At 63.1% G+C, this 25,665-nt stretch carries 16 protein-coding genes and 3 pseudogenes; 10 read left to right on the top strand and 9 right to left on the bottom strand.

Annotated elements, in window-relative coordinates; translation table 11 throughout:
• The first annotated feature begins 167 nt into the window (after positions 1 to 167).
• Positions 168 to 2,447, top strand: a complete 2,280-nt coding sequence (locus ABDJ38_RS00245; RefSeq protein WP_346783064.1) for a TonB-dependent receptor — start codon at positions 168 to 170, stop codon at positions 2,445 to 2,447.
• Between the two features lie 95 nt (positions 2,448 to 2,542).
• Positions 2,543 to 4,237, top strand: coding sequence for a sulfatase-like hydrolase/transferase (locus tag ABDJ38_RS00250; RefSeq protein ID WP_346783065.1), 1,695 nt, complete (start codon positions 2,543 to 2,545; stop codon positions 4,235 to 4,237).
• A gap of 68 nt (positions 4,238 to 4,305) precedes the next feature.
• Here ABDJ38_RS00250 and ABDJ38_RS00255 read toward each other — a convergent pair whose 3' ends face one another.
• Genes ABDJ38_RS00255 through ABDJ38_RS00270 form a run of 4 tightly spaced genes read right to left on the bottom strand, consistent with a single transcriptional unit; the run spans position 4,306 to position 10,074 of the window.
• Positions 4,306 to 5,649, bottom strand: coding sequence for an MFS transporter (locus ABDJ38_RS00255; RefSeq protein WP_346783066.1), 1,344 nt, complete (start codon positions 5,647 to 5,649; stop codon positions 4,306 to 4,308).
• 39 nt (positions 5,650 to 5,688) lie between these two features.
• The gene (locus ABDJ38_RS00260; protein WP_346783067.1) at positions 5,689 to 7,686 is read right to left on the bottom strand and encodes a glycoside hydrolase family 3 protein; all 1,998 of its coding nucleotides are present in this window, start codon (positions 7,684 to 7,686) and stop codon (positions 5,689 to 5,691) included.
• A 33-nt stretch (positions 7,687 to 7,719) separates the two neighbouring features.
• On the bottom strand, positions 7,720 to 8,718 hold the full coding sequence (locus ABDJ38_RS00265) for a formylglycine-generating enzyme family protein (RefSeq protein ID WP_346783068.1): 999 nt from the start codon (positions 8,716 to 8,718) through the stop codon (positions 7,720 to 7,722).
• Between the two features lie 6 nt (positions 8,719 to 8,724).
• The gene (locus ABDJ38_RS00270; RefSeq protein ID WP_346783069.1) at positions 8,725 to 10,074 is read right to left on the bottom strand and encodes a sulfatase family protein; all 1,350 of its coding nucleotides are present in this window, start codon (positions 10,072 to 10,074) and stop codon (positions 8,725 to 8,727) included.
• A gap of 192 nt (positions 10,075 to 10,266) precedes the next feature.
• Here ABDJ38_RS00270 and ABDJ38_RS00275 point away from each other — a divergent pair, with 192 nt between their 5' ends.
• The 4 genes from ABDJ38_RS00275 (at position 10,267) to ABDJ38_RS00290 (ending at position 13,626) form a co-directional block, all read left to right on the top strand.
• Positions 10,267 to 11,316, top strand: coding sequence for a LacI family DNA-binding transcriptional regulator (locus ABDJ38_RS00275; protein ID WP_346783070.1), 1,050 nt, complete (start codon positions 10,267 to 10,269; stop codon positions 11,314 to 11,316).
• Positions 11,317 to 11,356: 40 nt separating this feature from the next.
• Positions 11,357 to 13,066: a sulfatase family protein gene (locus ABDJ38_RS00280; protein ID WP_346783071.1), complete on the top strand. Its 1,710-nt coding sequence runs from the start codon at positions 11,357 to 11,359 to the stop codon at positions 13,064 to 13,066.
• A 204-nt stretch (positions 13,067 to 13,270) separates the two neighbouring features.
• Positions 13,271 to 13,477 (top strand): hypothetical protein, encoded by a 207-nt coding sequence (locus ABDJ38_RS00285; RefSeq protein ID WP_346783072.1) that lies wholly within the window; start codon positions 13,271 to 13,273, stop codon positions 13,475 to 13,477.
• A gap of 20 nt (positions 13,478 to 13,497) precedes the next feature.
• Entirely contained in the window at positions 13,498 to 13,626 is a 129-nt protein-coding gene (locus ABDJ38_RS00290) for a hypothetical protein (protein WP_346783073.1), read from the top strand.
• A gap of 189 nt (positions 13,627 to 13,815) precedes the next feature.
• Here ABDJ38_RS00290 and ABDJ38_RS00295 read toward each other — a convergent pair whose 3' ends face one another.
• The 3 genes from ABDJ38_RS00295 to ABDJ38_RS00305 all read right to left on the bottom strand — a co-directional run bounded on the left by ABDJ38_RS00295 (position 13,816) and on the right by ABDJ38_RS00305 (position 18,454).
• Positions 13,816 to 15,072, bottom strand: a complete 1,257-nt coding sequence (locus ABDJ38_RS00295; RefSeq protein ID WP_346783074.1) for an MFS transporter — start codon at positions 15,070 to 15,072, stop codon at positions 13,816 to 13,818.
• 497 nt (positions 15,073 to 15,569) lie between these two features.
• Positions 15,570 to 16,640 carry a copper resistance protein B gene (locus tag ABDJ38_RS00300; protein ID WP_346783075.1) on the bottom strand — a complete coding sequence of 357 codons (1,071 nt, stop codon included), beginning with the start codon at positions 16,638 to 16,640 and terminating at the stop codon, positions 15,570 to 15,572.
• Entirely contained in the window at positions 16,640 to 18,454 is a 1,815-nt protein-coding gene (locus ABDJ38_RS00305; protein ID WP_346783076.1) for a copper resistance system multicopper oxidase, read from the bottom strand. The genes ABDJ38_RS00300 and ABDJ38_RS00305 overlap by 1 nt, the downstream gene beginning before the upstream one ends.
• Positions 18,455 to 18,548: 94 nt before the next feature.
• Here ABDJ38_RS00305 and ABDJ38_RS00310 point away from each other — a divergent pair, with 94 nt between their 5' ends.
• The 4 genes and pseudogenes from ABDJ38_RS00310 to ABDJ38_RS00325 all read left to right on the top strand — a co-directional run.
• Complete coding sequence (locus ABDJ38_RS00310; protein ID WP_346783077.1) at positions 18,549 to 18,824, top strand: metal-sensitive transcriptional regulator; 276 nt, start codon at positions 18,549 to 18,551, stop codon at positions 18,822 to 18,824.
• A gap of 156 nt (positions 18,825 to 18,980) precedes the next feature.
• A pseudogene (locus ABDJ38_RS00315) lies at positions 18,981 to 19,379 on the top strand (DDE-type integrase/transposase/recombinase); the annotation flags it as partial.
• Positions 19,380 to 19,528: 149 nt separating this feature from the next.
• Positions 19,529 to 23,092 (top strand): hydantoinase B/oxoprolinase family protein, encoded by a 3,564-nt coding sequence (locus ABDJ38_RS00320; protein ID WP_346783078.1) that lies wholly within the window; start codon positions 19,529 to 19,531, stop codon positions 23,090 to 23,092.
• A gap of 147 nt (positions 23,093 to 23,239) precedes the next feature.
• A pseudogene (locus ABDJ38_RS00325) lies at positions 23,240 to 23,465 on the top strand (IS6 family transposase); the annotation flags it as partial.
• Positions 23,466 to 23,514: 49 nt separating this feature from the next.
• Here the strand turns inward: ABDJ38_RS00325 and ABDJ38_RS16910 are convergent.
• Together ABDJ38_RS16910 and ABDJ38_RS00330 are read right to left on the bottom strand one after the other, a co-directional pair.
• Positions 23,515 to 23,679 (bottom strand): annotated as a pseudogene (locus tag ABDJ38_RS16910) (hypothetical protein); the annotation flags it as partial.
• Between the two features lie 83 nt (positions 23,680 to 23,762).
• Positions 23,763 to 25,634 carry an ABC-F family ATP-binding cassette domain-containing protein gene (locus ABDJ38_RS00330; protein ID WP_346783079.1) on the bottom strand — a complete coding sequence of 624 codons (1,872 nt, stop codon included), beginning with the start codon at positions 25,632 to 25,634 and terminating at the stop codon, positions 23,763 to 23,765.
• Positions 25,635 to 25,665 lie beyond the last annotated feature (31 nt).

Below are 25,665 nucleotides of genomic sequence, written 5' to 3' on the forward strand. Positions count from 1 at the left end.
AGCAGGGTTGGCCCCACAATGAGGGGATCGCGAGCAAGATCACTAATCATGCGACAAATCGCCTCCGCATCAACCCTTAGAGACAACGTTGTATTGACTTGAGGCAACGTTGTCTTTACCGCCGCGGAAAATCGCGATTCTCATCGCAGAAAGCCCAGGGGAGAGATATGAAGGTTACCCATAGTCTATTGCTGTCGTCGTGTGTGGCGGTGCTTGGTTTTGCTGCTCCGGTCGCCGTGAAGGCACAGGATAGTGACGCAGAAGGTGTTGAGCCGACGACGGGATTGCAGCAAATTGTCGTGACCGCGCAGAAGCGCGCGCAATCTCTGCAAGATGTTCCGGTTTCGGTTCAGGTCGTTGGCGGCGACATGCTGCAGTCGCGCAGCGAATCCTCTGTCGAGTCGCTCAAGAAGTTCGACCCGAGCATTCAGCTCGACCAAGGTAGCGAAGCCGCGTCGAGCGGGCTGCGTGTGCGGGGTATCGGCACTCAGAGCTATAGCCGCGGCGTCGAGCAATCCGTTGCGGTTGTGAAAGATGGCGTTGTTGCCGTGGACACGGCAGCCGCCCTGCTGGACTTTAATGATGTCGAACGGGTCGAGGTTCTGAGAGGGCCGCAGGGCATCCTGTTCGGCAAGAACGCTTCGGCAGGCTTGCTCAACATCACCACGAAAGGGCCGACCTTTTTCAATGAGGTGGGCGGCCAGGTGTCGTATGGATCGAACAATCTGCTGCAGATGAACGGTTACCTTTCAGGCCCGGTTTCCGACAATGTCGCGGTGCGCGTGGCTGGCTTCCGCAATACCATGGATCCGCTGCTGGAAAATGGCCTCGAAGGCGGTCCCGGGATGAATGATCGCAACGATTGGGGCGTCCGTGGCAAAGTGCTCTTCGAGCCGACCGCCGATTTTAGCGCATTGCTGACATGGGACCATGTCGAGCGCGAAAATATATGCTGCGCAACCGTGGGCGTATCTTATGTCGAGGGAGGTGCAGCGGAGACCGCTGATGCACCAGTGGGGCTGGAGAACGACCTTACGTACCTCGCGAAGGTCAGCCCGAACTACGTCAATCTCGATAGCATCTCACTCGAGCTGAACTATGAGACGGGTAACGGCGGCACAATCACCTCGATCACAGCCTACCAAAATTCCATCAACAATAACGAGTATGCCAGCGAGAATGATGGCCCGGCTGTCTTCTTCCTGCGCAACTACGGCACGACCGACATGACGCAGTTTACCCAGGAACTGCGCTACACTTCGCCCAAGAGCGGTCCGATCGAATTTGTGGCTGGCTTGTTCTACTACAAGCGCGAACTTGATCGGACATTGAACCAGCAGCTCAATCTCAGGCTGGAGCAGGGCGAACTGCCCTATGCCTTCGGGCTCGGCCGCGGTCGCACGCTTGCATCGGACGTTTCGAGCATCGCCGGCTTCGGTAACGCCACTTTCCATCTGAGTGACGCGGTTCGACTGTCTGCTGGCCTTCGGGCGCAGCATGATACTGCAGACGTTGATGCCGAAAATTTCCGTGCCGATGAAGGCAATTTCGATACGCTGATCGCACCGGCGGTTGGCACGCGCTACGCCAAGCGCAAGGATGATGCAGTTTCCTGGCGCGTTGCTGCCGAGTACGACGTCGCGCCGGATGCAATGATCTATGCAAGCGTGGCTCGAGGCTACAAAGGGCTCGGCGTCAACGGTCTCGCGACCGTTATCGCAAGCCCCGAACCTATCATTAATCCCGAAATCCCGACCGCCTATGAACTGGGCTGGAAAACGGAATTCGCGGACCGCCGCGTTCGCCTCAACGGGTCGATCTATCGTACGGAGTTCAAGGACTTCCAGGCGCAATCGATCGTGACGAACCCCGATACCGGGGTCGCCAGCTTCGACCTTGCAACCGCAGGTGCGCTCACGACCCAAGGCTTCGAACTGCAACTCGATACGCAACTGATTGATAATCTCAGTCTGTCGGGCTCGGTAAGCTATATCGATGCCGAGTATGACAGCTTCGTAGGCGCCCCCTGCTATGACGGGCAAACCGAGGCGCAGGGCTGTGTGAACAACGTGCAGAATCTTAGCGGAGCGCCGTTGCCAGGTATCTCCGAATGGAACTTCAATGTGAACGGACGTTACACGGTTCCAATAGATTCTGCAGGGATCGACGCCTATCTGATGGGGACATACTATTGGCGGAGCGATTTCAATCCTTCCACCGATCCAGAAACCAAAACCCCGGGTCATGGCCTGGCCGATATCTTCCTTGGTTTCAAAACGCAGGACGATCGCTTCGGGCTTCAGGTGTTTGTCAAAAACCTCTTCGATACGTTCTACACCAATGGCTACTCCACTAACGGGAGAAGCCGGACCGGCTATGCTCTCGAGCAGTCCTTGGCCTACGATTACAAGCGTCGTTTCGGCGTTGCAGCCAGCTTCAATTTTTGATCGGATCAAGTGGGCGGTCACCTCTCCTCTCTCTGACCGCCAACATGGTAAGGCGGCGGGGGCAACAGTCGCCGTCGCCTTACTTTTTTTGGGGAGTGGATGGGATCCTTAGGCGTTTTGTGATCTGCGCGGTGGCGCTGGCCAGTCTGGCCGTTAGTCCTTCCCACGCGCAGGGTGAACCGGCTGACCGACCCAACTTCCTCCTTATCGTGTTTGAGGACATGAGCCCGCACATCGGGGCCTATGGCGACCCGGTGGCACAAACGCCGGTGCTCGATGCTTTCGCCGGGGATTCGGTGCTTTACAAGGCGGCCTTCACCACCGCAGGTGTGTGCGCCCCCAGCCGGGCGGCGCTGGCGATGGGCGTGCCGCAAGAATCAATCGGCGCGCAGCAGATGCGCGTCGCCTCGGGCGTGACGCTGGAGGATGGCTCGCGCTTGCCATACGCTGCGGTCCCCCCGCCCTATATCAAGGCCTATCCCGAACTTCTGCGCCGCGCGGGCTACTACACCAGCAACAACGGCAAGACCGATTATCAGCTTGCCATGAGCCACACCGGCGGTCCGTTCACAATCTGGGACGATAGCGATGCGCCGCACCCGTGGCGGGGCAGGGCGGAGGGACAGCCGTTCTTCGCTATGGTCAACATCATGGAGACCCACGAGAGCTGGACCTTCCCGCTCGATCTTGCGCCGGATGCCCATCCCATGGCCGCCCGCATCGGCGCGCAGCTGCGCGAAGCGCTGACCGGTCGCCCGCAGATCCACGATCCAGCGGACGTGGTGGTGCCGCCATACCTGCCTGACACGCGTCTGGTGCGGGCCGAACTCGCGCAGATGCTCGACAACATCTACTACTATGAGCAGACTGTGGCGCGCCTGTTGGCCGAGCTTGAAGAAGACGGCTTGGCTGACAACACCATCGTGATTGTCACGACCGACCACGGCGATGGTATCCCGCGCGCCAAGCGCTCGCTTTACGATAGTGGTCTGCATGTACCGCTGATGGTGCGCTGGCCCGATGGCCACGGTGCAGGTACGCGGGACGGTCAGCTGGTGAGCTTCGTCGACATCGCACCCACGATCCTGCAACTGGCGGGAGAAGAGGTGCCGCAGTGGCTGGCCGGACGCACCTTCCTCGGTTCGGAAACGGGGCCGGAGCGCGGCTATATTTATGCGGCCATGGATCGCCATGACGAACAGCGCGACTTTGCGCGGGCGGTTCGTGATGATCGCTGGAAATACATCCGCAATTACGAACCGCAGCGCCCGTTCTTCCGGCACCTCGGCTTCCGTGACATGCAGCGTTCGATGCAGGAGCTGTGGCGTCTGCACGAAGCGGGCGAACTGCCACCGCGCATCGAGCAATACTTCACCGCACCTCGGCCGGAGGAAGAACTTTACGACACCTGGGCCGATCCTGACGAGATGGCCAACCTCGCGCAGGACCCGCGCTATGTCCGCGAGCTGGAACGGATGCGCGATACTCTTGCACGCCATCAGCAGCGGTTTGACGACCAGTCGGTGGGCGGCGAGCTGGCCATGGTCCAGCGGATGTGGCCGCAGCTGGAGCAGCCGGTGACGCAGGCTCCTGAGATCGTGCAGGGCGAAGCCGGCCTTGTCCGCCTCGCTTCGCCGACGCCGGGCGCCTCCATTGGCTACCGTGTCGATGGCGGGGCGTGGAAGGTCTATGTCGATCCGGTGGCGCTGGCCGCCTGGCAGGTGCTCGAAGCCAAGGCCGTGCGCTATGGCTTTGCCGAGAGTGCCGTTACCCAGGTGATCGGGCACTAAAAAAGGGGCCTCGCGCACATCCGGCGCGAGGCCCCTTTTATTAGGTCGTAAGGAAAGAGCGTTCCGGTTTAGTGGACGCTCACCGCCTCCACTTCGCGGACATCGGACTTGCGTCCTGCGGCAAAGGCGAAGACGCACAGCATCACATAGCAGGCCGCAGGGGCAAGGAAGGCGATGGTATGTCCCGCGCTGTCGGCGAGGGCGCCGGCCACCAGCGGCACGAAAGCGCCGCCGATGATGGCCGTGCACAGCAGGCCGGAGGTTGCCTCGGCGCTGGCGGTCGAGCGTTCCAGCGTCAGCGTGAAGATGACCGGGAACATGATCGAGTTGAACAGGCCGATCGACAGCGCGACGAAACCAGCCCCGACGCCTCCGACCAGCACGACATAAAGGCACATGGCCGCCGCGATCATGGTGAACAGGACGAGCAGGCGTGCCGCGCGCACCTTGGCGAGAAGCACCGAGCCGATGGCGCGGCCCACCATGGCGCCGCCCCAGTAGAACGATACGGCCTTGCCGGCCTCCTGCAAGGAGACGCCGGGGACCCCGTCGCTGCCCATGGCGGTGCCGAGGAAAGGCACCGCAAAGGCGGCGTCGGACTGGCCCCAGATCGAACCTGAATTAAGGAACAGCGCCAGCTGTGTGCCGATGGCGACTTCTGCCCCAACATAGAGGAAGATCGCCGCACCGCCGAGCAGGGCCCAGCGCGACGAGAACGCATCGCGCACCATTTCGCCGACACTGCTCGTCTGGGCGGCGGGCGGGGCCGCGCGGCTCACGGTCTTGCGGCTGAGGTAGAAGAAGGCCAGCAGCAGGGCGAGCAGGCCGAAGATCCAGAAATAGGCCCGGTCGATCCCGGCCAGCGCCGCATCGCGCGCCTCGGGCGTGATCGCGGCGCCATCGACAACCTCGACCCCTTCCAGGAACAACACCGCGCCGATGAACGGGCCGATGAAGGTGCCGAAGCTGTTGAAGGTCTGCGACAGGGTGAGGCGGAAGTGGCTGCCTTCGGGTTTGCCGAGGTTGGCCGCCAGCGGGTTCGCCGCCACCTGCAGCACGGTGATCCCGCTTGCCAGCATGAACAGGCCGAGCAGCACCAGCATGTAGGTCGCCAGATTGGCCGCCACCAGCATCACCAGACATCCTGCAATCATCATCGCGAGCGCCAGCAGGATGGCCTTTGCCGCATGCAGCCGCGAGATCAGTGCTGCGGCAGGAAACGAAATCAGACCATAGGCGATGAAGAAGGCCGAAGCCGACAGCTGCGCCTGCATGTTGCTGAGCGTGAAAATGCCTTTCACCGCCGCCACCAGCGGATCGATCAGCGAGGTGATGAAACCCCAGGCGAAGAACAGCGTCGTGACGGCGAGAAAGGCCGTACGGACGGTGCCGGATGTGGCGCGATCGGTCATGGGATCATCCTTGTCGAAGAGAGGTTGCGGCACGTTCGATTAGAGACCCGCGCCAAAGGGGTAAAGCGGATCGGTGCTATCATCGGGAGCGGCAGGGTTCTGCGTCAGCACCGCATCCATCGAGCGCGGCAGCTCGAACGGCATCCGTCCGCGCGCTGTCGCCTTGCCCAGCGCCACATCGAGCACCGCGGCATCGCTGGCTCCGAAGTTGGCGAGGATCACGTCGGTGAAGGGTAGCACTTCGGTCAGCACCGCAGGCCGGTCGAGGAAGATCGCCAGCATGGTGGGGACATTCGCGGCTTTGGCGGCGGACAGAGCGTCGTAAGCGGGGTCGCCAGGCTGGAAGTTCAGCCGACCTTCCTTCTGACGACTGCCGAAGAAGTGGTTGGGGTGCAGCATGTCCGAAGGTGACTCGGCGCGCACGATGGCGAAGTCCGCCTCGGCGACATTGTCCACCACTTGCAACCCGGCAGCCTGCGCGGCTTCGGGCGCCATGCCTTGCAGCCACACCTTCGCGCCCGCCGCGAAGGGCAGGGCATTGCCCTCGTTGCGCAGCAGCACCTGGGCCTCACGCTGGAGCCGGTCTGCCTTGGCGACATCGTCGGCTTGGCCAATAGCTGCCGTTGCTGCCGCCGGCTCGACATAAGGGTTCTCAAAAAGGCCAAGCGCGAACTTGGGCACCATCACGCGGATCACCGACTGATCCACGCGCGCCATGGTGACTTCGCCTGCGGCGATAGCTTCCATCAGCGGTTCGACGTCGTCGGTGCCGCCGAACTGGTCGATCCCGGCCTTCAGGCCCTTCACATAGCGCTGGCGGACGGTCAGGTCTTCGACGCCCCAGGGCGTGGCAATATCCTGCGGGCGCTGGGGTTTGGCGTCGGTGGGATTGACGCAGCGCGCGTTGCAGTCGCGGGTAATCGCCCAGTCGGACAGGATGACACCGCGATAGCCAAGATCGTCACGCAGCAGCCCTTCAAGCAATTGCGCGCTGAAACCGGGGCTGACCAGTTCGAGGTCTTCACCGTTGACCTGCGTATCGCGCAGGACAGGATAGGCAGGCATGACGCCAGCGGCCTGGGCCTTCAGCGCGCCGTCGAAGGCGGCGATATGCTGGTCCATGTACTGGCCCGGATCGGCAAAGCGGCCATAGTAGTTGTGCCCGTCGAAGCCCTCCGGCTGAGCGCCATAGCCGACCCAGTGCTTGACTACGGTCATCACGCCATCGCTCTGCAACCCGTCCGCGCCGCCCTGGAACGCTTCGACATAGGCACCGCCCAGCACGCTTGTGAGCGCGGCCTGGCTGCCAAAGGTGCCGCTGCCGCGCGGCCAGCGCGGTTCGGTCAGCAGGTCAAGCTGCGGCGAGAGCGCCATATGGATGCCCAGCGCGCGATATTCGCGGCGTGCGACTTCGCCGAACTCGTGGACGTAGGCCGGATCGCGCAGGGCCGCGAAGCCGAGCAGCTCGGGCCATTGGGTGGTGCCGGTGCCGGCGTCCGATGCGCCGAGCACATAGCTGAAGTGATTGCGCGGATCGGTGCTGATCGTGAGCGGAATGCCCAGCCGCGCTGCAGCAGCGACTTCCTGTGCGGCATTGCTCTGCTCCGCCAGCAGGGCAGGCGCAATCGTCAGGCGCGTGATGAAGCTGGTGACGTGTTTGTCGTTCACCAGCTTGCCCAGCGCTTCGAGATCGTAGGTTTCCGCACGGCCCAGCAGACCATCGCGGCCGGGCATGGTGGAGTGCATCAGCGTGCCGACCTTTTCGGCAGTCGTCATCCGGGCGGCAAGGTCGGCGGCGCGTTCGAGCGGGGCGCGCCGCCAGTCCTCGTAGACTGCCAGTTCGCCATCGGCATCGGCATCGCGGAATTGGAGGCCGTCGACCGTGATCGCCTGTTTCACCCGGAGGCCTAATTGCGGCTGCGCAGACTGCGGCGCGGGCGCCGCGACGACTGGCGGCTCAGCGGGATAGGTGCAGTTGGTGAGGGCAAGGGCGGAGATCAGCGCCATTGCAGTGGCGGTCAACTTGGCAGTTTTCATCTGGAGATCCTGATAAAGGGGCGGGCTATACGGTCAGGCGGGAGGCGTGTCGTAAGCGAGGCGAAAGCCCACGTTGCTCGCTCCCATGCCTGGGTCACGACCCTGCCTTGCTGCGGGGCGATAGCGTTTGCAGTAGTTGGGCGCGCACAGATAGCTGCCGCCCTTCATTACCCTGCTGGTGAAACCGGGATTGTACGGATCGTAGGCCTGATTTTCGCTCGGCCCGCGCGGGTTGTCGGTGTCGGCGGGATCGTGTCCGGGTCGGAACAAATCCGATGTGACCTCCCATACATTGCCGACCATGTCATAAAGACCGTTGGCATTGGGGGCATAGCAGCCGACGGGGGAAATCCCCTTGAAGCCGTCGGTCTCCTGATTGACCGTGGGGAATACGCCCTGCCAGCTGTTCGCCTCTTCCGGTTGCTCGGTGGAGGCAGGCTGTCCGGCTGAGGCGGCATATTCCCACTCGGCTTCGGTTGGCATCCTTCCGCCCTTCCACTCGGCGTAGGCCCGCATGTCCTCCCAGGCGAGATGGACGACGGGTTCATCGGGCCGGGCTTCGGCGCCATCGGGGCCATAGGGCCGCTTCCAGTTTGCGCCGGGGGTGTAAGTCCACCAGTCGGCATAGTTGTTCGACGGCTGCTCGGGCGGAGTGAACACGGCAGAGCCGGGAAGCAGCAGCTCGGCTGGAATTGTGTCTTCAGGCACGTTGAACGCCGAGGTATCGACGGGCTTTTCCGCCACCGTCACATAGTCCGTCGCCTGGACGAATTCAGCGAACTGCCGGTTCGTGACCTCGTGCGGGTCGATCCAGAAGCCGCCGACCGTCGTCTCGCGGACCGGTCCTTCCTCAGCATAGAACTCGGTCTGGCCCATGGCGAAGGTGCCGCCGTCGATCCGCACCGGCGTGTCGTCGAGCTGTGCGCAGCTGCGGGCGACCTGCGGCGAGGCTTGGGACGTGCCACCTTCGCCCCCACATGCGGCAAGCGCGCCGCAGGAGGCAAGAATGGCGAGGGCGGTCAGCGTGCGCATGGGGATTTACCTGCTCTCTTCGAGTACCGGGCCGAGCGGCAGCGCGGGGTCTTCGGGATAGATGCCACCCCGTTCGACCGCCATCGGTGCGATTTCGGCGCTCATCTGATCGGCCATCGCCATCAGCCGCGCGTATTCCTCGGGGTATCGGTTGGCAACGTCGTAACGTTCCTGCGGATCGGCCAGCATATCGAACAGCTTGGGCGCGGTGTAGCGCCGGAAGTCGATGTGGGAGGCGCGGTAATACTCGCTCAACAATAGCTTGAAGCGCGGGCTGCGCACCGCGGCGAGGCCGTTGTTGTTGATGAAATAGAGCAGTTCGTGCGGCGTGGGCGCGCCAGCGGTCCACATAGCGGTGACGTCGCGGCCGTCGATCACACGATCTTGCGGAATCTCAGCACCAGCGAGCTTCGCAAAGCTGGGCAGCAGATCGATCGCCATACTCATGTCGTCGTTGTGCGTTCCTGCGGCGATGCCGGCAGGCCAGCGCAGCAGGAACGGCACGCGATAGCCGCCCTCGTTGGTGTCGCCCTTGTGACCCTTGAACGGGCCATTGCTGCCCTGGAACCACGGGCCGTTGTCACTGGTGAACACAACCACGGTGTTCTCACGCAGGCCATGCTCGTCGAGAGCGGCAAGGATGCGCCCGACCGAATCGTCGACCGTCTCGACCGTGTCGCCATAGTCGCCCGCAGGGCCGCTGCGCCCGGTGTTTTCGGGCGGGAAGAACAGTGGGCGGTGAGGGAAGTTGCTGGCGTAGTAGAGAAAGAACGGCTCGTCTGCGTGTTCGCCGATAAAGTGCTCGGCCTCGGTCGCATAGGTATCCTCAAGCGTGGTCTGGTCGATCTCGCGCTCGACGATTTCGGTGCCGCGATAGAGGCTGAACGGCTCCTGATCGTTGGAATAGGGGACACCGAGGAAGCTGTCGAAGCCCTGCTCGGTCGGCCAGAATTCGAGCCGGTGGCCAAGGTGCCACTTGCCGATCATGCCGGTGGCATAGCCGACATCGCGCAGCATTTCGGCGATGGTCACTTCCTCGCCCGGCAGGCCCCAGTCCGAATGTGGGCGCGTCACGAACTGCATGCCCGACCGCGGCGCATAGCGGCCCGTCATCAGCGCGGCGCGGCTGGGCGAGCACACATTCGATCCAGCGTAGAACTGCGGCATGACCAGCCCATCCTGGCCGATGGAATCGATGTTCGGCGTGTCGATATATTCGGCGCCGAACGAGGAAAGGTCGCCCCAGCCCATATCGTCGACAAAGATAACGACGAAGTTAGGTCGAGGAGCTGCTTGGGCTTCCTGAGCCGAGGCGGCGAAGCTCGGCGCAAGCAGCGACAGTGCGGCGAGAACCATCGCCGACTTTCCGCTTATCCAAGCCTTCACGATTTGCCCAATACTTGCCATGATCCCAGCCCAAATTCTGCGTGTACCAGCCTACCTGGCGCGGCAGAGGAAACTTTTGCAGTATTGGCTATAGACAACGTTGTCTCTCGTCAATACACATGTCTGCCGTAACTGCGATCAGAAGCGGGGCGAGGTTGGGCAATGGCAAAAGTCACGATCAAGGACATTGCAAAGCACGCGGGCGTGTCCTTCAAGACGGTGTCGCGCGTTATCAATAAGAATCCAAGCGTCGGCGGAGACCTCAAGGAAAAGGTCGAGGAGTCGATGGCTGCGCTGGGTTACAAGCCCAATCGCGCGGCAAGCCTGCTGCGCGGCGGCAAGTCCTATACCATCGGCCTCATTCTGGGGCCTTTGACCGGATATATCGAGCCTGGTTCGGGTCGCTCCATTCCAACGTACATCACCGATGTGATGACCGGTCTTCTCCAGTCTTGCAGCCGCGCAGGCTATCACTTGCTGATCGAGCCGATCACGAACGACCAGATCGAAGCCGGAGGCGATGCGATCGACACGCTGCTGGAAGATATGGCGCTAGATGGTCTCGTCCTTGTCCCGCCGCTGTGTGACCGGTTGTGGCTGGTGGATCATCTGGTCAACAAGCGTGTGCCATGTGTACGGATAAACCCCGGCAAGGCGCATGAGCGGACGATCTCCATCGGTTTCGACAATAATGCCGCCGGCGCCGAGGTGGCCGAGTTCATCCTGCGGCACAACCATCGCAAGGTCGGCTATATCTCCGGCCCGCCCAACCACGGATCGCATCATCTGCGCTGGCAGAGCTTTTCACGCACGCTATGCGCCGATCCCGAGGTCGAACTGCATGATCTGGCCGGGGATTTTACCTTCGATAGCGGCTGGAACGCAGCAGAGAAATTCTTTGGCAAGGCAAGTTCCTGGCGGCCGACCGCCATCTTTGCCGCCAATGACGAGATGGCTTCGGGGGTTATCGCCTATGCTACCAGCGTTGGCCTTTCCGTTCCCGGCGATCTGAGCGTGATTGGCTTTGGCGATCTGGCGGTTGCTTCGCAATGCTTTCCGCGCCTCACCACAGTGCGACAGCCGACCATCGAGATCAGCAGGGACGCTGCGACCGAACTCATCAACGCCGTTGCCCTGCGCGACGTGGCCGAGGGCAAGGTGATCAATCACCCCTACCGCTTCGTCGAACGCGCATCGTTCGCGGCGATCTGAACAAAACCGCAATTATTATTAGAAGAGTGAAGAGGACGTCATGAAGATCGCCCCCACAGCCAAGGCCCTTTTTGCAGGGGTGGCGCTCCTGACTGGCGCCTGCGCCCATCCCCTGGCGGCCCAGCCATCAGGGCCTGCAAATGCCGAGGTCGCAGAACATAAGCCGCGCAATATCATCTTCATTCTGATCGACGATCTGCGCTTCGACGGCATGGGCTTTCTGCAGCCGCAATTGCAGACCCCCGCCATTGACCGCTTGGCCCGCGGCGGCACCTATATGCCAAATACCTTGGTGACATCCTCGCTGTGCAGCCCCAGCCGTGCCACGATCCTTACCGGGATGACCGCGCGCAACCATGGCATCGTCGACAATACCGATTCCAGCGAGGAAGGGCTGACCTTCTTCCCCGCCTATTTGCAGGAGGCCGGATACAGCACGGCCTTTATCGGCAAGTGGCACATGGGCTCGGCGACCGACGCACCGCGTGCCGGTTTTGACAAGTGGGTGAGCTTCAAGGGGCAGGGCGAGTACTATCCGAATCCCGATGCCGCGCCGGGCCGCGAAACCAATTTCAATGTCGATGGCGTCGAGGTGCCGCAGCGCGGCTACATCACCGACGAACTGACCGACTATGCGATGAACTGGCTGGAGCACGAACGCGATCCCGACCAGCCGTTCATGCTCTATCTCAGCCACAAGGCGGTCCATTCGGACCCGCTGCCGCCGCCGCGCTATGCCGGGCAGTATGACAATGTGACCTTCGATCTGCCAGCCAGCTCCGCCAACACGCCCGAGAACTACGAGGGCAAGCCGATGTGGGTCTACAACCAGCGCAACACCTGGCACGGGCTCGACTTCTTCTACAATTCGGACATGTCGATGCAGGAATACCTGCGCTATTACTATTCGACCCTGTCCGCGGTGGACGACAGCGTGGCACGCATCCTCGCCTATCTCGAGGCCAACGACCTCGAAGACGATACGCTGGTCGTCTTCACATCGGATAACGGCTATCTGATCGGCGATCACGGCCTGATCGACAAGCGCAATGCCTATCAGCCTTCGGTGCAGGTGCCGATGGTTGTCTATGCACCGGGCGCGGTGCCTGCAGGCGCGGTGAATCCGGGCCGCATTCGCAACCTTGATTTCGCGCCGACCTTCCTGTCGCTGGCAGGCGTGGACCTGCCGCCGCAGTTCGAGGGGCACAACGCCTGGCCGCTGATGAGCGGTGCTATCCCGACCGACCAATGGCAGCCCGACGATTTCATCTACGAGTATTACTGGGAATGGACCTTTCCGATGACCCCCGGGACCTTCGCCATCGTTCGGGATAACCTCAAGTATATCCAGTACTATGGCATCTACGATACCGAGGAACTTTACGACCTCGCGCAAGACCCGGAAGAGATGCACAATCTCATCGAAGATCCGGACTTTCTGGAGGCCAAGGTCGCCATGCGTCAGGCCCTGTTCGACCAACTGGCCGACGATGACGGACGCCATGTGATTCCCTACACCCGGCGCTATTCGCGGGGCAGCGTGCGCCGGATGGAGGGCGGCACGCGCGCCGCCGACTTCCCGAATAGCTGGTATGTCGAGCCTAACCGGATTGACCGTCTGGACGACATTTTCCCAGACAGCCCGGCCAAGCTGGAGGCGCATACCCGTGGGAAAGCCCTCGCGGAATTCCCTGTTCTGGGCACCGGGAGCAACACGGTCGAAAGTGCGAGCGAGGCGCTGGAAGAATAATGAAAAGCGCTATCCCCAACACCATCGCAAAGCAGCGGAGGGAAGCGCTCGCCCCCGCTGTGCTCTCCCAGCCGCACCCGTCCGATGACGGGCAAGGAGAATGCACGGATTTAAGAGGCTTTCGGCTACCTCGGGCCGGACGAGCGCACCTTCGGGAACTTCTTCAGCAAAGGTAGGCATGCGACCGGGATTTTCGGCAAGTGGATGCTGAGCAGCAACGGCTTCGACGGTCGCACCGGCATCACACCGACGGAGGCCGACTTTGCCCAGTTGCTGCTCGACCGGCTCGATGCGCTGGAATGGACTGACAATACACTGGTCGTCTTCACCGCCGAAAAGGGCACCAACCGGCGCATCCACTCGCAGCGCAACGGTGAGCGGTGCGCGGAGGTAAGGGCCAGCCTACGCTGACCGGAACGCATGTGCCGTTGGTGATACGCTGGCCGGACCACATCCCCGCTGGCGAGCGGCGCGGCGCAATGTTCGACTTTGCCGATGTCGATGGTGTCAGCCAGCTGGCAGTCGCGCAGGGCCAAGCCGAGGCCGCGTGGCATCGCTGAGAGCGACCGCGAACGGCTTGAGCATTTTCGCGCCATGCTTGCCGCTGATACCGTGCCTCTGGACCCTGCTCGCTATCCCTGGTGCGCGGGGCAGGAGCCGCGCGTCGAGCGTGGTGATCCCATTTTGTGGGCGGTGCAGGATCTCCGGGCAACAGGGCGGACTGAGACTGCTGTCGTCTGACGCTGCGTTCAGATAGAACGGCTGTCGGGAGAGAGCAGCGTTCTCGCTCCCGGCAGGAGAATGATGAGCGCCGCAAGCGAGCCGCAGGCTGACACCAGGGCCAGCGATAGCGGCAGTTTCAGAGGATCGGCAAACAGGAAGTCGGTCGCCAGGGCAACGGCAATGGGCGCGAGGGCCCCGCCGATAAGGTTGAGCGTGATTCCTGCCACCGCCGCTAACCGCGCCCGCTGCCGCGTGGGTGCGAGATTCATCAGAAGCGCATAGCCGACCGAAATGATGATCCCCCCCAGCAGCGAGCGGCAGAAGAACAGCGCCATGCAGGCCATGGGCGAGGAGACCAGTGGCAATGCTATGGCAAGTGGGGCCGATAGGGTAGCCGCTGCTATCAGCACTATGGTCTGCGGCTGCGCGCTGCGGGTAAGGCGGCCGGATTGCTCCACGAGAAAGCCGCTCCCCAAGGTGCCCAGCAAACCGGCGGCAATCGTTATCGCCCCCGACCACAGGCCGATATCCTCGATCGTCCACCCGTGCTTGCGCAGAAACATGGCAGGTAGCCATGCACCGATGGCCGTGGCTACGAACACCAGCATCGTCAGCGTGAGCATCACCCGAACATAGGTCGCGGGCCGCGTGAAAAGGAAGGCAAAGACGGGCTTCAGAGAGCTGGGCGATGCAGGGCGCCTGCCACTGCGACCTGGATCGGTCTGGCCGAGCAAGATTGCGGCGAGGACAATGCCAGGAAGTCCGGCGAAGAAGTAGATGATCTTCCAGCCGCTCAGAAGCGGGAGCGGGCCGAGTGCGTAGCCGGAAAAGGGATCGAACCACGATGCCAATGCTCCTCCGATCAGCATCGAACCGCCTACTCCGAAATAGATTCCGCTGGCGTAGATGCCCATGGGTTTGGCGAGCTTCGGCCCCGGATAGCGTTCGGCGAGAAGCGAGCCCGCAGCCGGGGTCACCCCGGACATGGCGCCGGCCGATCCAATCCTCAGCAACAGGAGTATGGCAAAACTGGAAGCCGCAACGGCAAGGCTCGTCAAAACGCTCCAGCACGCGACGAGGGCGCCGAGCAGCCGGAAGCGGTTTCCATGGTCCGCCAGATGTCCCAGGGGCAGAGCGGTGACGACGAAGCTGATCGAGAACGCCGCACCGATAAGAATACCGATGAGAGTATCGCTGACGCCGAAATCCAGACGGATGGGTTCTGCGAGGAGAGTGGCAAGCGTGCGATGGGAAAAGGCGAGGGTCTGAACGGTCGCCAGCAACGCAACAGCTTTCCAGCCCCTGGACCCCATTCCTCGCTATTCCTCGCCCGCGAAACTCCCCAGGTCTTTCGACAGCGAAGATTCGCTGGCCCGGTTCAGTGGCTGTAGCGCTGTTGTCGCCGCCTGTCTCGGCTCTCTCGTTCAGGCGTCGACGTGGGCGGCACAGGGCGTTCGTTCCGAGCGTAATCGAGGCAGCTTCCGGCTGGACCAGGCATTCGTTCTCCAGGTCGTAACGGTGCGGTGCCTTGCGCTCCTCCACCTCGTCGGGAAGCATCGCGCTGAAGCGGGCGACCACTTCGGCATTGGCCGCTTTCGACTGTCCTTCCATCTCAACCCTACGATATTACCGCAGGAGGGGTGGAGAGCCGTCCACAGCATCAAGAGCGGGCAGTTGGCGTTGGCAAGTCTTACCTCCAGAACGGTCGTTCGATCCGAGACCTGGGAGGGTTCAGGCCAGTTCAGAGATTGGAACTCCACGTCGACCCACGACGGCGCGTTCAAAACCAGAACCTTACGCCGACAACGTAGTTCGTCACGCTCGGGTCTTCACCCGCGAGGCGCTTATAGTCGGCGCTCTGGCCGAGTTGCCATTCCTGCTCCACCCCGATGTACGGGGCGAATTCGCGGACGAATTCATAACGCAGCCGCAGCCCCAGCTCGATTGAATCGAGCCCGGCCCCGATACCGAGTTCGGGTATGTCCTGCGCGGACAGGTTCGCTTCGGCGCGGGGTTGCAGGATCAGGCGCTGAGTGATGCGTTGGTCAAGTTCAGCCTCGATCCGCGCCGTCAGATCGCCCTTGGTCGAAAGGAAAGCGGCCGCGTCGACCTCGAACATATAAGGCGCAAGACCCTGCACGCCGATGACAGCATGCGTGCGCTCGGGGCCGGTCAAGTCCTGACGGACACCAGCCTGCAAATCCCACCAGGGACCGATCGCATGGCTCCACAGGCCCTGAATTTCGGCGGACTCGGGGCTTTCCCCGAAAGTGCCTTCGCCTTCGCTCTTGAACCAGAACTTGTCGAAGTCTCCGCCGTAGTAGCCTTGTACATCCCACAGGTAGCCATCACCGCCTTCCCGTGCGCGATATTCGGCGCGGTCGCCTTGGAACCAGAATACGTTCATCCCGCCATTCTCGGTGCGCAGAGCGCGGCGCGAGGCGCGCATTGCCTCGGCACCCCAGATCGCGTCGGCAGCGCGTGGGGGTCCCGATCCCGCCGAAGCCGGAGGCGAACCTTGCGGGATTGGTGTCATGTCCGTTGCGCCGTGGTCCATGGTCCCGTGATCCGTGGGAGCTTGTGGCGACTGCATACCTTCGTGGCCCATTGTTGAATGGTCCATGCCGGCATGGCCATCGGCGTGATCGCTGGAGGCTGGTTCGGCCGGTTGTGCTTCCGGCACGCAAGCTCCCTCGGGCACTGGATGGCCCATTGCGCGGTGGTGTGCGGCCTCCTTTCCACAATCGGTCTGAGTAGCTGATTGCGCTGGAGCCATCGCATGACCCGAATGGTCCTGAGCGAACACAGGGGTGGCGGCGCCGGCGAGGAGCATTACGACGAGCAAGCGCATCAGTCTTCTCCCACCCGCATCACATCCGGCTGATTTTCCTGCGGCGCGACAGTCACGATTTGGAACATGCCCGAATGCATGTGGTAGAGCAGGTGGCAGTGGAAGGCCCAGTCGCCCTCCTCGTCGGCGGTTAGGTCGAACATGGCACTGCCGCCGGGCTGCACGATCACGGTATGCTTCTGCGGCTGGCGGTCGGCAGGCGCACCGTTGACCAGTTCGAAGAAGTGCCCGTGCAAGTGGATGGGGTGGGCCATCATCGTGTCGTTGACCAGCTTCACCCGGACACGTTCATTGTAGGCGAAGCGGATCGGGTCGTCGCTTACGGCGGTGAATTTCTTGCCGTCGAACGACCACATGTAGCGCTCCATGTTGCCGGTCAGATGGATTTCCATCTGCCGTGACGGCCGCCGCAGGTCGTCGTTGGGCGCCAATGCCACGAGGTCCTTGTAGGTCAGGACCTTGTGGGGAACCTTGTCGAGGCCAATGCCGGGATCTCCCACGCGATCGACCGGGTTCATTGAGACCATGTCGATGCCCGGCCCGACCTTTACGTCGGGCGGCAAGCTGGATGTGTCACGCATGTTCATGCCGCTCATGTCCATCCCGCCCATGGGTTCGGCAGCGCTGTTATGGGCCGGCATGTCATGACCCATGGCGGAATGATCCATCCCGGCCGTGTCGCCACCGCCATGGCTCATCTCACCGCCGTGGTTCATGCCCATGTCCGCCATCGTCAGCAGCGGCGGGTCGCGGAGCGCTGGAACCGCCGCACGCGCACCGGGGCGGGATGCCAGCGTCGCCACCGCCATGCCGGAGCGGTCTATGCTCTCGGCCACAATCGTGCGGGCCTCGCCGGTCGCCTCGACGACGATGTCGTAGGTTTCGGCTGTGCCGATCTGGAATTCCTCGACCTCGACCGGACGCACGTTCTGGCCGTCGGCAGCGACCACCCAGAACTTCACCCCGGGGATGCGCACGTTGAAGAAGGTCATTGCGCTACCGTTGATGATGCGCAGCCGCACCCGTTCGCCGGGGTTGAACAGGAATTCCGGCCCTTCGGCGATGCCACGCCCGTTGGCGAGATAGGTGTAGGTCGAACCGGTCACATCCAGGATATCGGTCGCCATCATGCGCATGCGCGCCCACATCTGCCGGTCCTCGCCTGACAGAGGATAGTCATCCGTCCAGGTGTTCTGCTGGTAATTGAAGTAGCCTTCGCCCTTCTTGAGCTTGTCCATGATCGTGTGCGGGTGCAGCGGCGTGAACTCGCTCAGCAGCAGTACGTAATCGCGATCGGCCTGGACCGGATCCGCGCCGGCCGGATCGACCACGATCGGGCCGTAATGCCCAGCCTGCTCCTGCAGACCCGAATGGCTGTGCCACCAGTAGGTGCCGTGCTGGCGCAGTGCGGGGATGTCGTAGACGAATGTCTCGCCTGGCTTGATCCCGGGGAAGCTGACGCCCGGGACCCCATCGAACTGGAACGGCAGCAGCAGACCATGCCAGTGGATCGAGCTGTCTTCATCGAGCGTGTTGGTTACCGAGAGGCGCACAGGCTGGCCTTCGCGAAGACGCACGAGCGGACCCGGTACGCTGCCGTTGACGGCAAACGCATGTCCGCGACGCCCTTGCACCACGTGAGGGCCTTTGCCGATGACCAGGGAAATGTCGCGGCCCGAGACTTCGTCGAAACCGGGGCGGATGGATCCACCGTGCAGATCGGCGCCGCGGGCCCAGGCGGGCACTGTCAATGCGCCCACACCAAGCGCTCCAGCTCCCAGCAGTCGGCGACGTGAAACCAGCAGATCGGACATGGCTCTTGCAACTCCTTCGCACCTTGTCATAAATACCCCCTAGGAGTATTGCAAGATACCCCATAGGGTATTGTGGCAGACGGAGTTCCAAAGCGTGTCAGCAACCGATGGTTCCCGCATCGTCAATCGCCTTCGCAGGATCGAGGGGCAGGTGCGCGGTGTAGCGCAGATGATCGAGGATGATCGTTACTGCATCGATGTCCTGAATCAGGTCCAGGCGATCAAGGCTGCTCTTGGCCGGGCAGAGAGCGAAATTCTCAAGCGCCATGCGGCATGCTGCGTGGCCGATGCGATCGCGAGCGGCGATGCCGAGGAGCAGAAACAGAAGTTCGGCGAACTGGTCGATCTGTTCGAGAGGGCCAAGCGGTAAAATCCGTACCGTGCCTTGTGGCCAACATATCTCTCCTCCCGGCAGCAGGTGCCTTTGCGCCCGGTGACGAGAAGCATGGCGAGGAAGAAGCGCCTGCGGTTGCTGGCGCAGTCGGCTAGGCGCAGCCCGGTCGCGACATGGGTACTATGAAGATTGGTGCGGCTTTGGTGGAACCGGTTCGGTCCGATGTTCGCGGCCGGCATCCGCCGTCAGCAGGTAAGTCGGATGAAGGGCTTCCGGCATTGGCGCTATCACTTTGACGAGGTGCTCGTGAAGATCAATGGCGAAGGGCACTACCTGTGGCGCGCCGTAGCTCTCGAGGGCGAAGTCATCGGTCACCAAGAAGAGGGATAAACCCGCGGAACTGGCCTTTCTGAAGAGGGCACTGAAGTGTCACGGCAGGGCTGAGAAAATCGTCACCGATGGAATGCGATACTATCCGGCAGCAATGCGTGAGCTCGGCAATACCACTTCAACCATGACCGCCACTTCGTCGTTCGACAGACCTACCTAGTTCGTCGCTTGGCCGCCTTGGCTGAGTGGCAACGCCTCATGGTCTGCATTGCCGGTGGGCTGGAACCGCTCTGCCAATCGGAGACAAGTCGACGTAAGACTGACAGCCCCTTCCCGGGAAATCTTGCGATGCGCACAAGCGGGCCTAAGTAGCTTGAACGAAGTTTCTTCAAGGAGAGCCCCAAGCTTCCATGCCCCATCCAGAACAGTCCGGAACCTGGCGCTTCGCAATCGACCGTGGCGGCACCTTCACCGATGTCGTCGCCACCGCTCCCGACGGGCGGCTCGTTACCGACAAACTGCTCTCGGAAGACCCGGGCCGCTACGACGATGCGGCGAGTGAATCGGTCCGGCGATTAATGGAACGCCATGGCACAGCGCCGATTGCCGAAATGCGGATCGGCACCACCGTGGCGACAAATGCTCTGCTGGAGCGCAAGGGCGAGCGGCTCGCACTCGCGATCACGCGCGGCTTGGGTGATGTGCTGAGGATCGGAACGCAGGCCAGGCCCGATATCTTTGCTCGCCATATCGTTCTTCCCGAACAATTGCCCTCCCGCGTGGTGGAAGTGGACGAGCGGGTCGCAGTGGATGGCACGGTTCTGCGCGCGCTCGATCTCGATGCTGCCCGGCGTGACTTTTTGGCGCTGCGCGACGAAGGCTTCGATGCGCTTGCCATCGTGCTGATGCACGGGTGGAACCATCGCGACCACGAAGAACGGCTGGCGAAGCTCGCGCGCGAACTGGGCTTTGCGCAGGTCAGCGTCAGCCATGAGGTCTCGCCGCTCATCAAGCTGGTCTCGCGTGGCGATACCACTGCGGTCGATGCCTACCTTTCGCCCGTGCTGCGACGTTATACCGACGGGCTGCAGGCAGGGCTTCCCGAGACCGGTGCCTTGCGTTTCATGCAGTCGCACGGCGGGCTGGCCGAGGTCGGCGCGTTTCGCGGCAAGGATGCGATCCTCTCCGGCCCCGCAGGCGGCGTGGTGGGCATGGTCGCTACCGGAGAGGCTCTCGGGCACGACAAGCTGATCGGCTTCGACATGGGCGGAACCAGCACCGATGTCGCCCACTATGCCGGCGAATACGAGCTTACCGGCGATAGCGTCGTTGCGGGCGTGCGGGTGGCCGCGCCGATGATGCAGATCCACACGGTCGCGGCGGGAGGCGGGTCCATCTGCTCCTTCGATGGTTCGCGCTTCCGCGTCGGGCCGGAAAGCGCGGGCGCGCATCCGGGGCCAGCCTGCTACCGCAAGGGTGGGCCGCTGACGGTGACCGACTGCAACCTCTTTCTCGGCCGGATCGATCCGGCGTTCTTCCCCTCTGTCTTCGGCCCCGATGGCGACCAGCCGCTCGATCCGGCGGCTGCCAGGTCGCGGCTGGAGGAGGTCGCCGCATCGCTGGGCGAGCCGAAGGAATTGGAGGAGATTGCCGAGGGCTTTCTCGCCATTGCGGTCGACAGCATGGCCAATGCCATCCGCAAGATCTCGGTCGCGCGCGGTCATGACGTCACGGCCTATGCGCTGGCCTGCTTCGGCGGGGCGGGCGGGCAACATGCCTGCAAGGTCGCCGACGAACTGGGCATCGAGACCGTGCTGGTCCACCCGCTGGCAGGCATTCTCTCAGCATACGGAATTGGCCTCGCCCCGGTGAAGGCGATCCGCGAGGTCAGCCTTGTGCGCCAGCTTGGCGAAGACTTTGCAGCGGACCTGTCCTCGCTCGAAGACGAAGCGCGCGCCGCGCTGGTCGAACAGGGGATCGCCGCAGATGCCGTGAAGCTGCATAGCCGGGCCCGTCTGCGCTTCGAGGGCAGCGATTCCACGCTCACAATTGATTGTACCGAGGCGGAGGTGATGGATGCCGCGTTCCGCAAGGCCCATCTTCAGCGCTTCGGCTATTCCGACGACGCGGCACCCATCATCGTCGAAGCGCTGAGTGTCGAGGCCTGCGGCATCTCGGGCGGGCTGGGTGAAGCTGTTGCCCAGCCTATTGCCGCCGAGGGTGAGGCCACGGGACACTGGCGCACGATCGAGCGCGCCGCGCTCGGTGCAGGCGAGACGGTTGACGGACCGGCGCTCATTATCGATCCTGGTTCGACCACGGTGATCGAACCTGGCTGGCAGGCGAAGCTGGCCGAGGAAGGCAGCCTGGTGCTGTCGCGCAAGGTGCCGCTTGAGCGTGACCGCGCGGCAGGTACGCAAGTCGATCCGGTCAGGCTGGAAATCTTCAACAACCTGTTCATGGCCATCGCCGAGGAAATGGGCGTGGTGCTGCAATCCACCGCGACCTCGGTCAACATCAAGGAGCGGCTCGACTTCTCCTGCGCCTTGTTTGACCGTGAAGGCGCACTGATCGCCAACGCGCCGCACATCCCTGTGCATCTGGGCAGCATGGGCAACTCCATCGCCCGCGTGATCGAGGAGCGCGGCGGGGCGCGGGACGGGCGCGGCTTCCGGCGCGGCGATGCCTATGTGCTCAATGATCCGTTCCACGGCGGCACCCACCTGCCCGACATCACGGTGATCGTGCCTGTCTTCTACGATGATACGGCCAAGGAACCCGATGCGTTTGTCGCTGCGCGCGGGCACCATGCCGATATCGGCGGGATCGCCCCCGGCTCGATGCCGCCCGAAAGCCGCACCATCGATGAAGAGGGCGTAATGATCGACAACCTCCTGATGGTCGACGAAGGCACCTTCTGCGAGACTGACGTGCGCAAAGCGCTCGGCTCCGCGAAATACCCTGCACGCAACCCCGACCGCAACCTGTCGGACCTGCGCGCCCAGCTCGCTGCCTGCACGCGTGGGGTCGAGCTGCTGCAAGCGGCCGCGCGCGATCAGGGCGGCGAGGTCGTCAGCGCCTATATGGGCCACGTCCTCGCCAATGCCGAGGAGAGCGTTCGCCGCTTGCTTGGCCGGCTGGACGACGGCAGTTTCACCTACGAAATGGACAGCGGCGCGGTGGTCAAAGTCGCGATCCGGATCGACCGCGACAATCGCTCGGCAGTGTTCGACTTTACCGGCACGAGCGAGCAGCAGCCGGGCAACTTCAACGCCCCCCACTCGATCACGCGCGCCGCTGCGCTCTATGTCCTGCGCACCCTTATCGACGATACGATCCCGATGAACGACGGCTGCCTGCGCCCGGTCGAGCTGGTCGTTCCCGAAGGCTCGATGCTCAATCCGGCACCCGGCGCGGCCGTGGTCGCGGGCAATGTCGAGACGAGCCAGGTCGTGACCGATGCGCTGTTTGCCGCCACCGGACGGCTCGCGCCCTCGCAAGGCACGATGAACAATTTCACCTTCGGCAACGAGAGCCACCAGTATTACGAAACCATTGCCGGGGGCTCGGGCGCGGGGCCGGACCATGACGGGACGAGCGCGGTGCAGACCCACATGACGAACAGCCGCCTGACAGACCCGGAAGTGCTCGAAACGCGAATGCCGGTGCGGCTCGACCGCTTCGCCATCCGGAAAGGCTCCGGGGGCGAGGGCACCCACAAGGGCGGCGACGGGGTCGAGCGAAGGATCACGTTCCTTGAGCAGATGCGCGCGAACATGCTCGCCAATCGACGCAAGATCGCACCGAGCGGCATCTGTGGCGGAGGCGATGCGCAGCCGGGCCGCAACTGGGTGGAACGGGCCGATGGCTCGCGAGAGGAGCTGTCCGCTACGCAGAGCGCACAGATGCAGCCGGGCGATGCCTTCGTGATCCTGACGCCCGGCGGCGGCGGCTTTGGAGGCCCAAAGGCATGAACGGCTTGCGGCTGGTGGGCTTTGCCCCTCACGTTGCCGGGGTGATCTTGCCTGTTAAGATTGAATTGTGCGGATCGTTGGAGAGCAGGCGCATGGCCTTGTCAAAGCAAGCTGGCTGAATGGGCAGGACAACAATAGCCGACCTGGATGAGCAACCCGTTCCGCTTCACCAACTTATTGCCCGTACTCACCCGCTTGATCGTGATGATGTATGTTCGCTTTCCTCTGGCGCTGCGGAACGTCGAGGACCTGCTGTCCGAGCGCGGTATCGACATCTGCCACGAGACGGTGCGCCATTGGTGGAGCCGGTTCGGGCCGATGTTCGCCGCCAACGTCAGGCGTCAGCCGGATGAAAGGCTTCCGCCGGTGGCGCGCACGTCATCGGCGAAGCCGAGACGGCGAAAAGTCTCCATTGTCCTCGACGAAAGGTGGTTGCAGCGGACGGTTTCGTTCGCGCCGGGAGGATTGCGCTCAAGCAGGAGCGTGTGAATGCCGCGCCCGGCAAGGTCGAGAGCGAGGCAAGCCCACGCGGCCAGCGCTGACCATAATGACGGGACCGGAGGAGGTGTTGGCCACTGTGGTTCCAAGCTGGCAGGGCAAAACGGAGGCAGCGCGAAGGGTGAGGCAGAGGGCCGCTCCGTCTATGGCTGAATTCTCCTGTTAACAGAGCCTATGCCTGTTCCAGCGCTTCGAGCTGTTCGCCGAGCGCCAGCCACTCGGCTTCTGCGCTTTCCAGCTTGTCGCTGATCTTGGCGCGCTGGGCGAGCAAGTCGCCCATGGTGTGGTCGGCCAGATGTGGCGCGGCATTGGCCGGTTCGTACATGGCCTGATCGATCTCGTTCAATCTCGCTTTCAGCTTGGCCATGGCCTTGTCGGCGGCGGCCAGCTCCGACTTGATAAAGCGTGCCTTCGCGCGCGACTTGGCCGAATTGCCTGAGGAGGCCTTGGTTTGCCCGGGCTTGGCTTCCTTCTTCGGCTGGTTGCGGCCCAGCACGAAGTCGATGTAGTCGTCCATCGAACCGGAATAGTCCTTGGCCGTGCCGCGATCGACCAGCACCAGACGATCCGCCGTCAGCTCGACCATGTGCCGATCGTGGCTGATCAGGATCACTGCGCCTGAATAGTCGTTGAGCGCCTGCACCAGCGCCTCGCGCGCGTCGACGTCGAGGTGGTTGGTCGGTTCGTCGAGGATCAGCAGGTGCGGGGCATCGCGCGTGATCAGCGCCAGGGCGAGCCGGGCCCGTTCGCCGCCCGAAAGCTGCTCGACATTGGTGGTCGCGCGCGGTCCCGAAAAGCCGAACCGCCCCAGTTGCGCGCGCACCGCGCCGGGGGTCTTGCCCTCCATTGCCCGCGTCATCAGCTCGACCGGCGTGGCATCGCTCGCCAGCTCTTCGACCTGATACTGCGTGAAATAGCCGACCTTGAGCTTGCCCGGCGCGGCCATGTCGCCCTCGGCGGGCTCAAGCTGGGCGGCGAGCAGGCGGGCAAGCGTCGTCTTGCCGTTGCCGTTGCGGCCCAGCAGCGCGAGCCGGTCGTCGGCGTCGATGCGCAGGTTCAGCCGCTGGAGGATCGGCGGGGCCTCGCCATAGCCGACCGCCGCGCCGTCGAGCGTGATCATCGGCGAGCGCAGTTCTTCGGGCGAGGGGAATTCGAAGCTCAGCGACGGATCTTCCATCAGTGCGGCAATGGGCTGCATCTTGGCGAGCATTTTCGCACGGGCCTGGGCCTGCTTGGCGGTCGAGGCGCGGGCGCTGTTGCGCGCGACATAGTCCTGCAACCGCGCGCGCTGCGCATCCTGCGCCGCCTTGGCCGAAGCGAGCTGCGCGGACCGCTCGGCGCGCTGCTTCTCGAACGCGTCGTAACCGCCTGAATAGAGTGTGAGCTTGCCGCCCTGCAGGTGAAGGATATGGTCAACCACGTTGTTGAGCAGATCGCGCTCGTGGCTGATCACCAGCAGCGTCGCCGGATAGGACTTGAGGAAGTTCTCCAGCCACAGGGTCGCTTCGAGGTCGAGGTGGTTCGAAGGTTCGTCGAGCAGCAGCACGTCGGGCTCGGAAAACAGCAGCGCGCCCAGCGCCACGCGCATCTTCCACCCGCCCGAGAAACTGTCGAGCGGGCGGCGCTGCATCTCCTCGTCGAAGCCGAGGCCGACGAGGATCTTTGCCGCGCGGGCAGGGGCGCTATAGGCGTCGATGGCAAGCAGCCGCTCGTGCACCTCGCCCAGCCGGTCGACATCGGTGCAGGTCTCGGCCTCTGCGAGCAGGCCGGCGCGCTCGACATCGGCGGCGAGCACCGCCTCCTCGGGCGTGATCTCGCCGCTCGGCGCTTCCTGCGCGATGTAGCCGAGCCGCGAGCGCGACGGTTTGCCGATCTGGCCTTCGTCGGGATCGATCTCGCCGATCAGCGCCTTCATCAGCGTGGACTTGCCCGCGCCGTTGCGGCCGATCAGGCCGACCCGTGCGCCTTGCGGGATTGTCGCGCTGGCGCGCTCGAGAATGGGCCGGCCGCCAAGCCGGACGGTGATGCCGTCGATGGTAAGCATGGCGCGGCCCATAGCAGCCATCGGCGCGCGG

It is taken from the genome of Aurantiacibacter flavus, from assembly GCF_039710615.1.
In the GTDB taxonomy this organism is placed as follows: Bacteria; Pseudomonadota; Alphaproteobacteria; order Sphingomonadales; family Sphingomonadaceae; genus Alteraurantiacibacter; species Alteraurantiacibacter flavus.

Coding starts and splice junctions, on each gene's coding strand:
- ABDJ38_RS00245 (WP_346783064.1), top strand. CDS start 168: ATGAAGGTTACCCATAGTCTATTGCTGTCGTCGTGTGTGGCGGTGCTT.
- ABDJ38_RS00255 (WP_346783066.1), bottom strand. CDS start 5,649: ATGACCGATCGCGCCACATCCGGCACCGTCCGTACGGCCTTTCTCGCC.
- ABDJ38_RS00260 (WP_346783067.1), bottom strand. CDS start 7,686: ATGAAAACTGCCAAGTTGACCGCCACTGCAATGGCGCTGATCTCCGCC.
- ABDJ38_RS00265 (WP_346783068.1), bottom strand. CDS start 8,718: ATGCGCACGCTGACCGCCCTCGCCATTCTTGCCTCCTGCGGCGCGCTT.
- ABDJ38_RS00270 (WP_346783069.1), bottom strand. CDS start 10,074: ATGGTTCTCGCCGCACTGTCGCTGCTTGCGCCGAGCTTCGCCGCCTCG.
- ABDJ38_RS00275 (WP_346783070.1), top strand. CDS start 10,267: ATGGCAAAAGTCACGATCAAGGACATTGCAAAGCACGCGGGCGTGTCC.
- ABDJ38_RS00280 (WP_346783071.1), top strand. CDS start 11,357: ATGAAGATCGCCCCCACAGCCAAGGCCCTTTTTGCAGGGGTGGCGCTC.
- ABDJ38_RS00285 (WP_346783072.1), top strand. CDS start 13,271: ATGCTGAGCAGCAACGGCTTCGACGGTCGCACCGGCATCACACCGACG.
- ABDJ38_RS00300 (WP_346783075.1), bottom strand. CDS start 16,640: ATGCGCTTGCTCGTCGTAATGCTCCTCGCCGGCGCCGCCACCCCTGTG.
- ABDJ38_RS00305 (WP_346783076.1), bottom strand. CDS start 18,454: ATGTCCGATCTGCTGGTTTCACGTCGCCGACTGCTGGGAGCTGGAGCG.
- ABDJ38_RS00320 (WP_346783078.1), top strand. CDS start 19,529: ATGCCCCATCCAGAACAGTCCGGAACCTGGCGCTTCGCAATCGACCGT.
- ABDJ38_RS00330 (WP_346783079.1), bottom strand. CDS start 25,634: ATGCTTACCATCGACGGCATCACCGTCCGGCTTGGCGGCCGGCCCATT.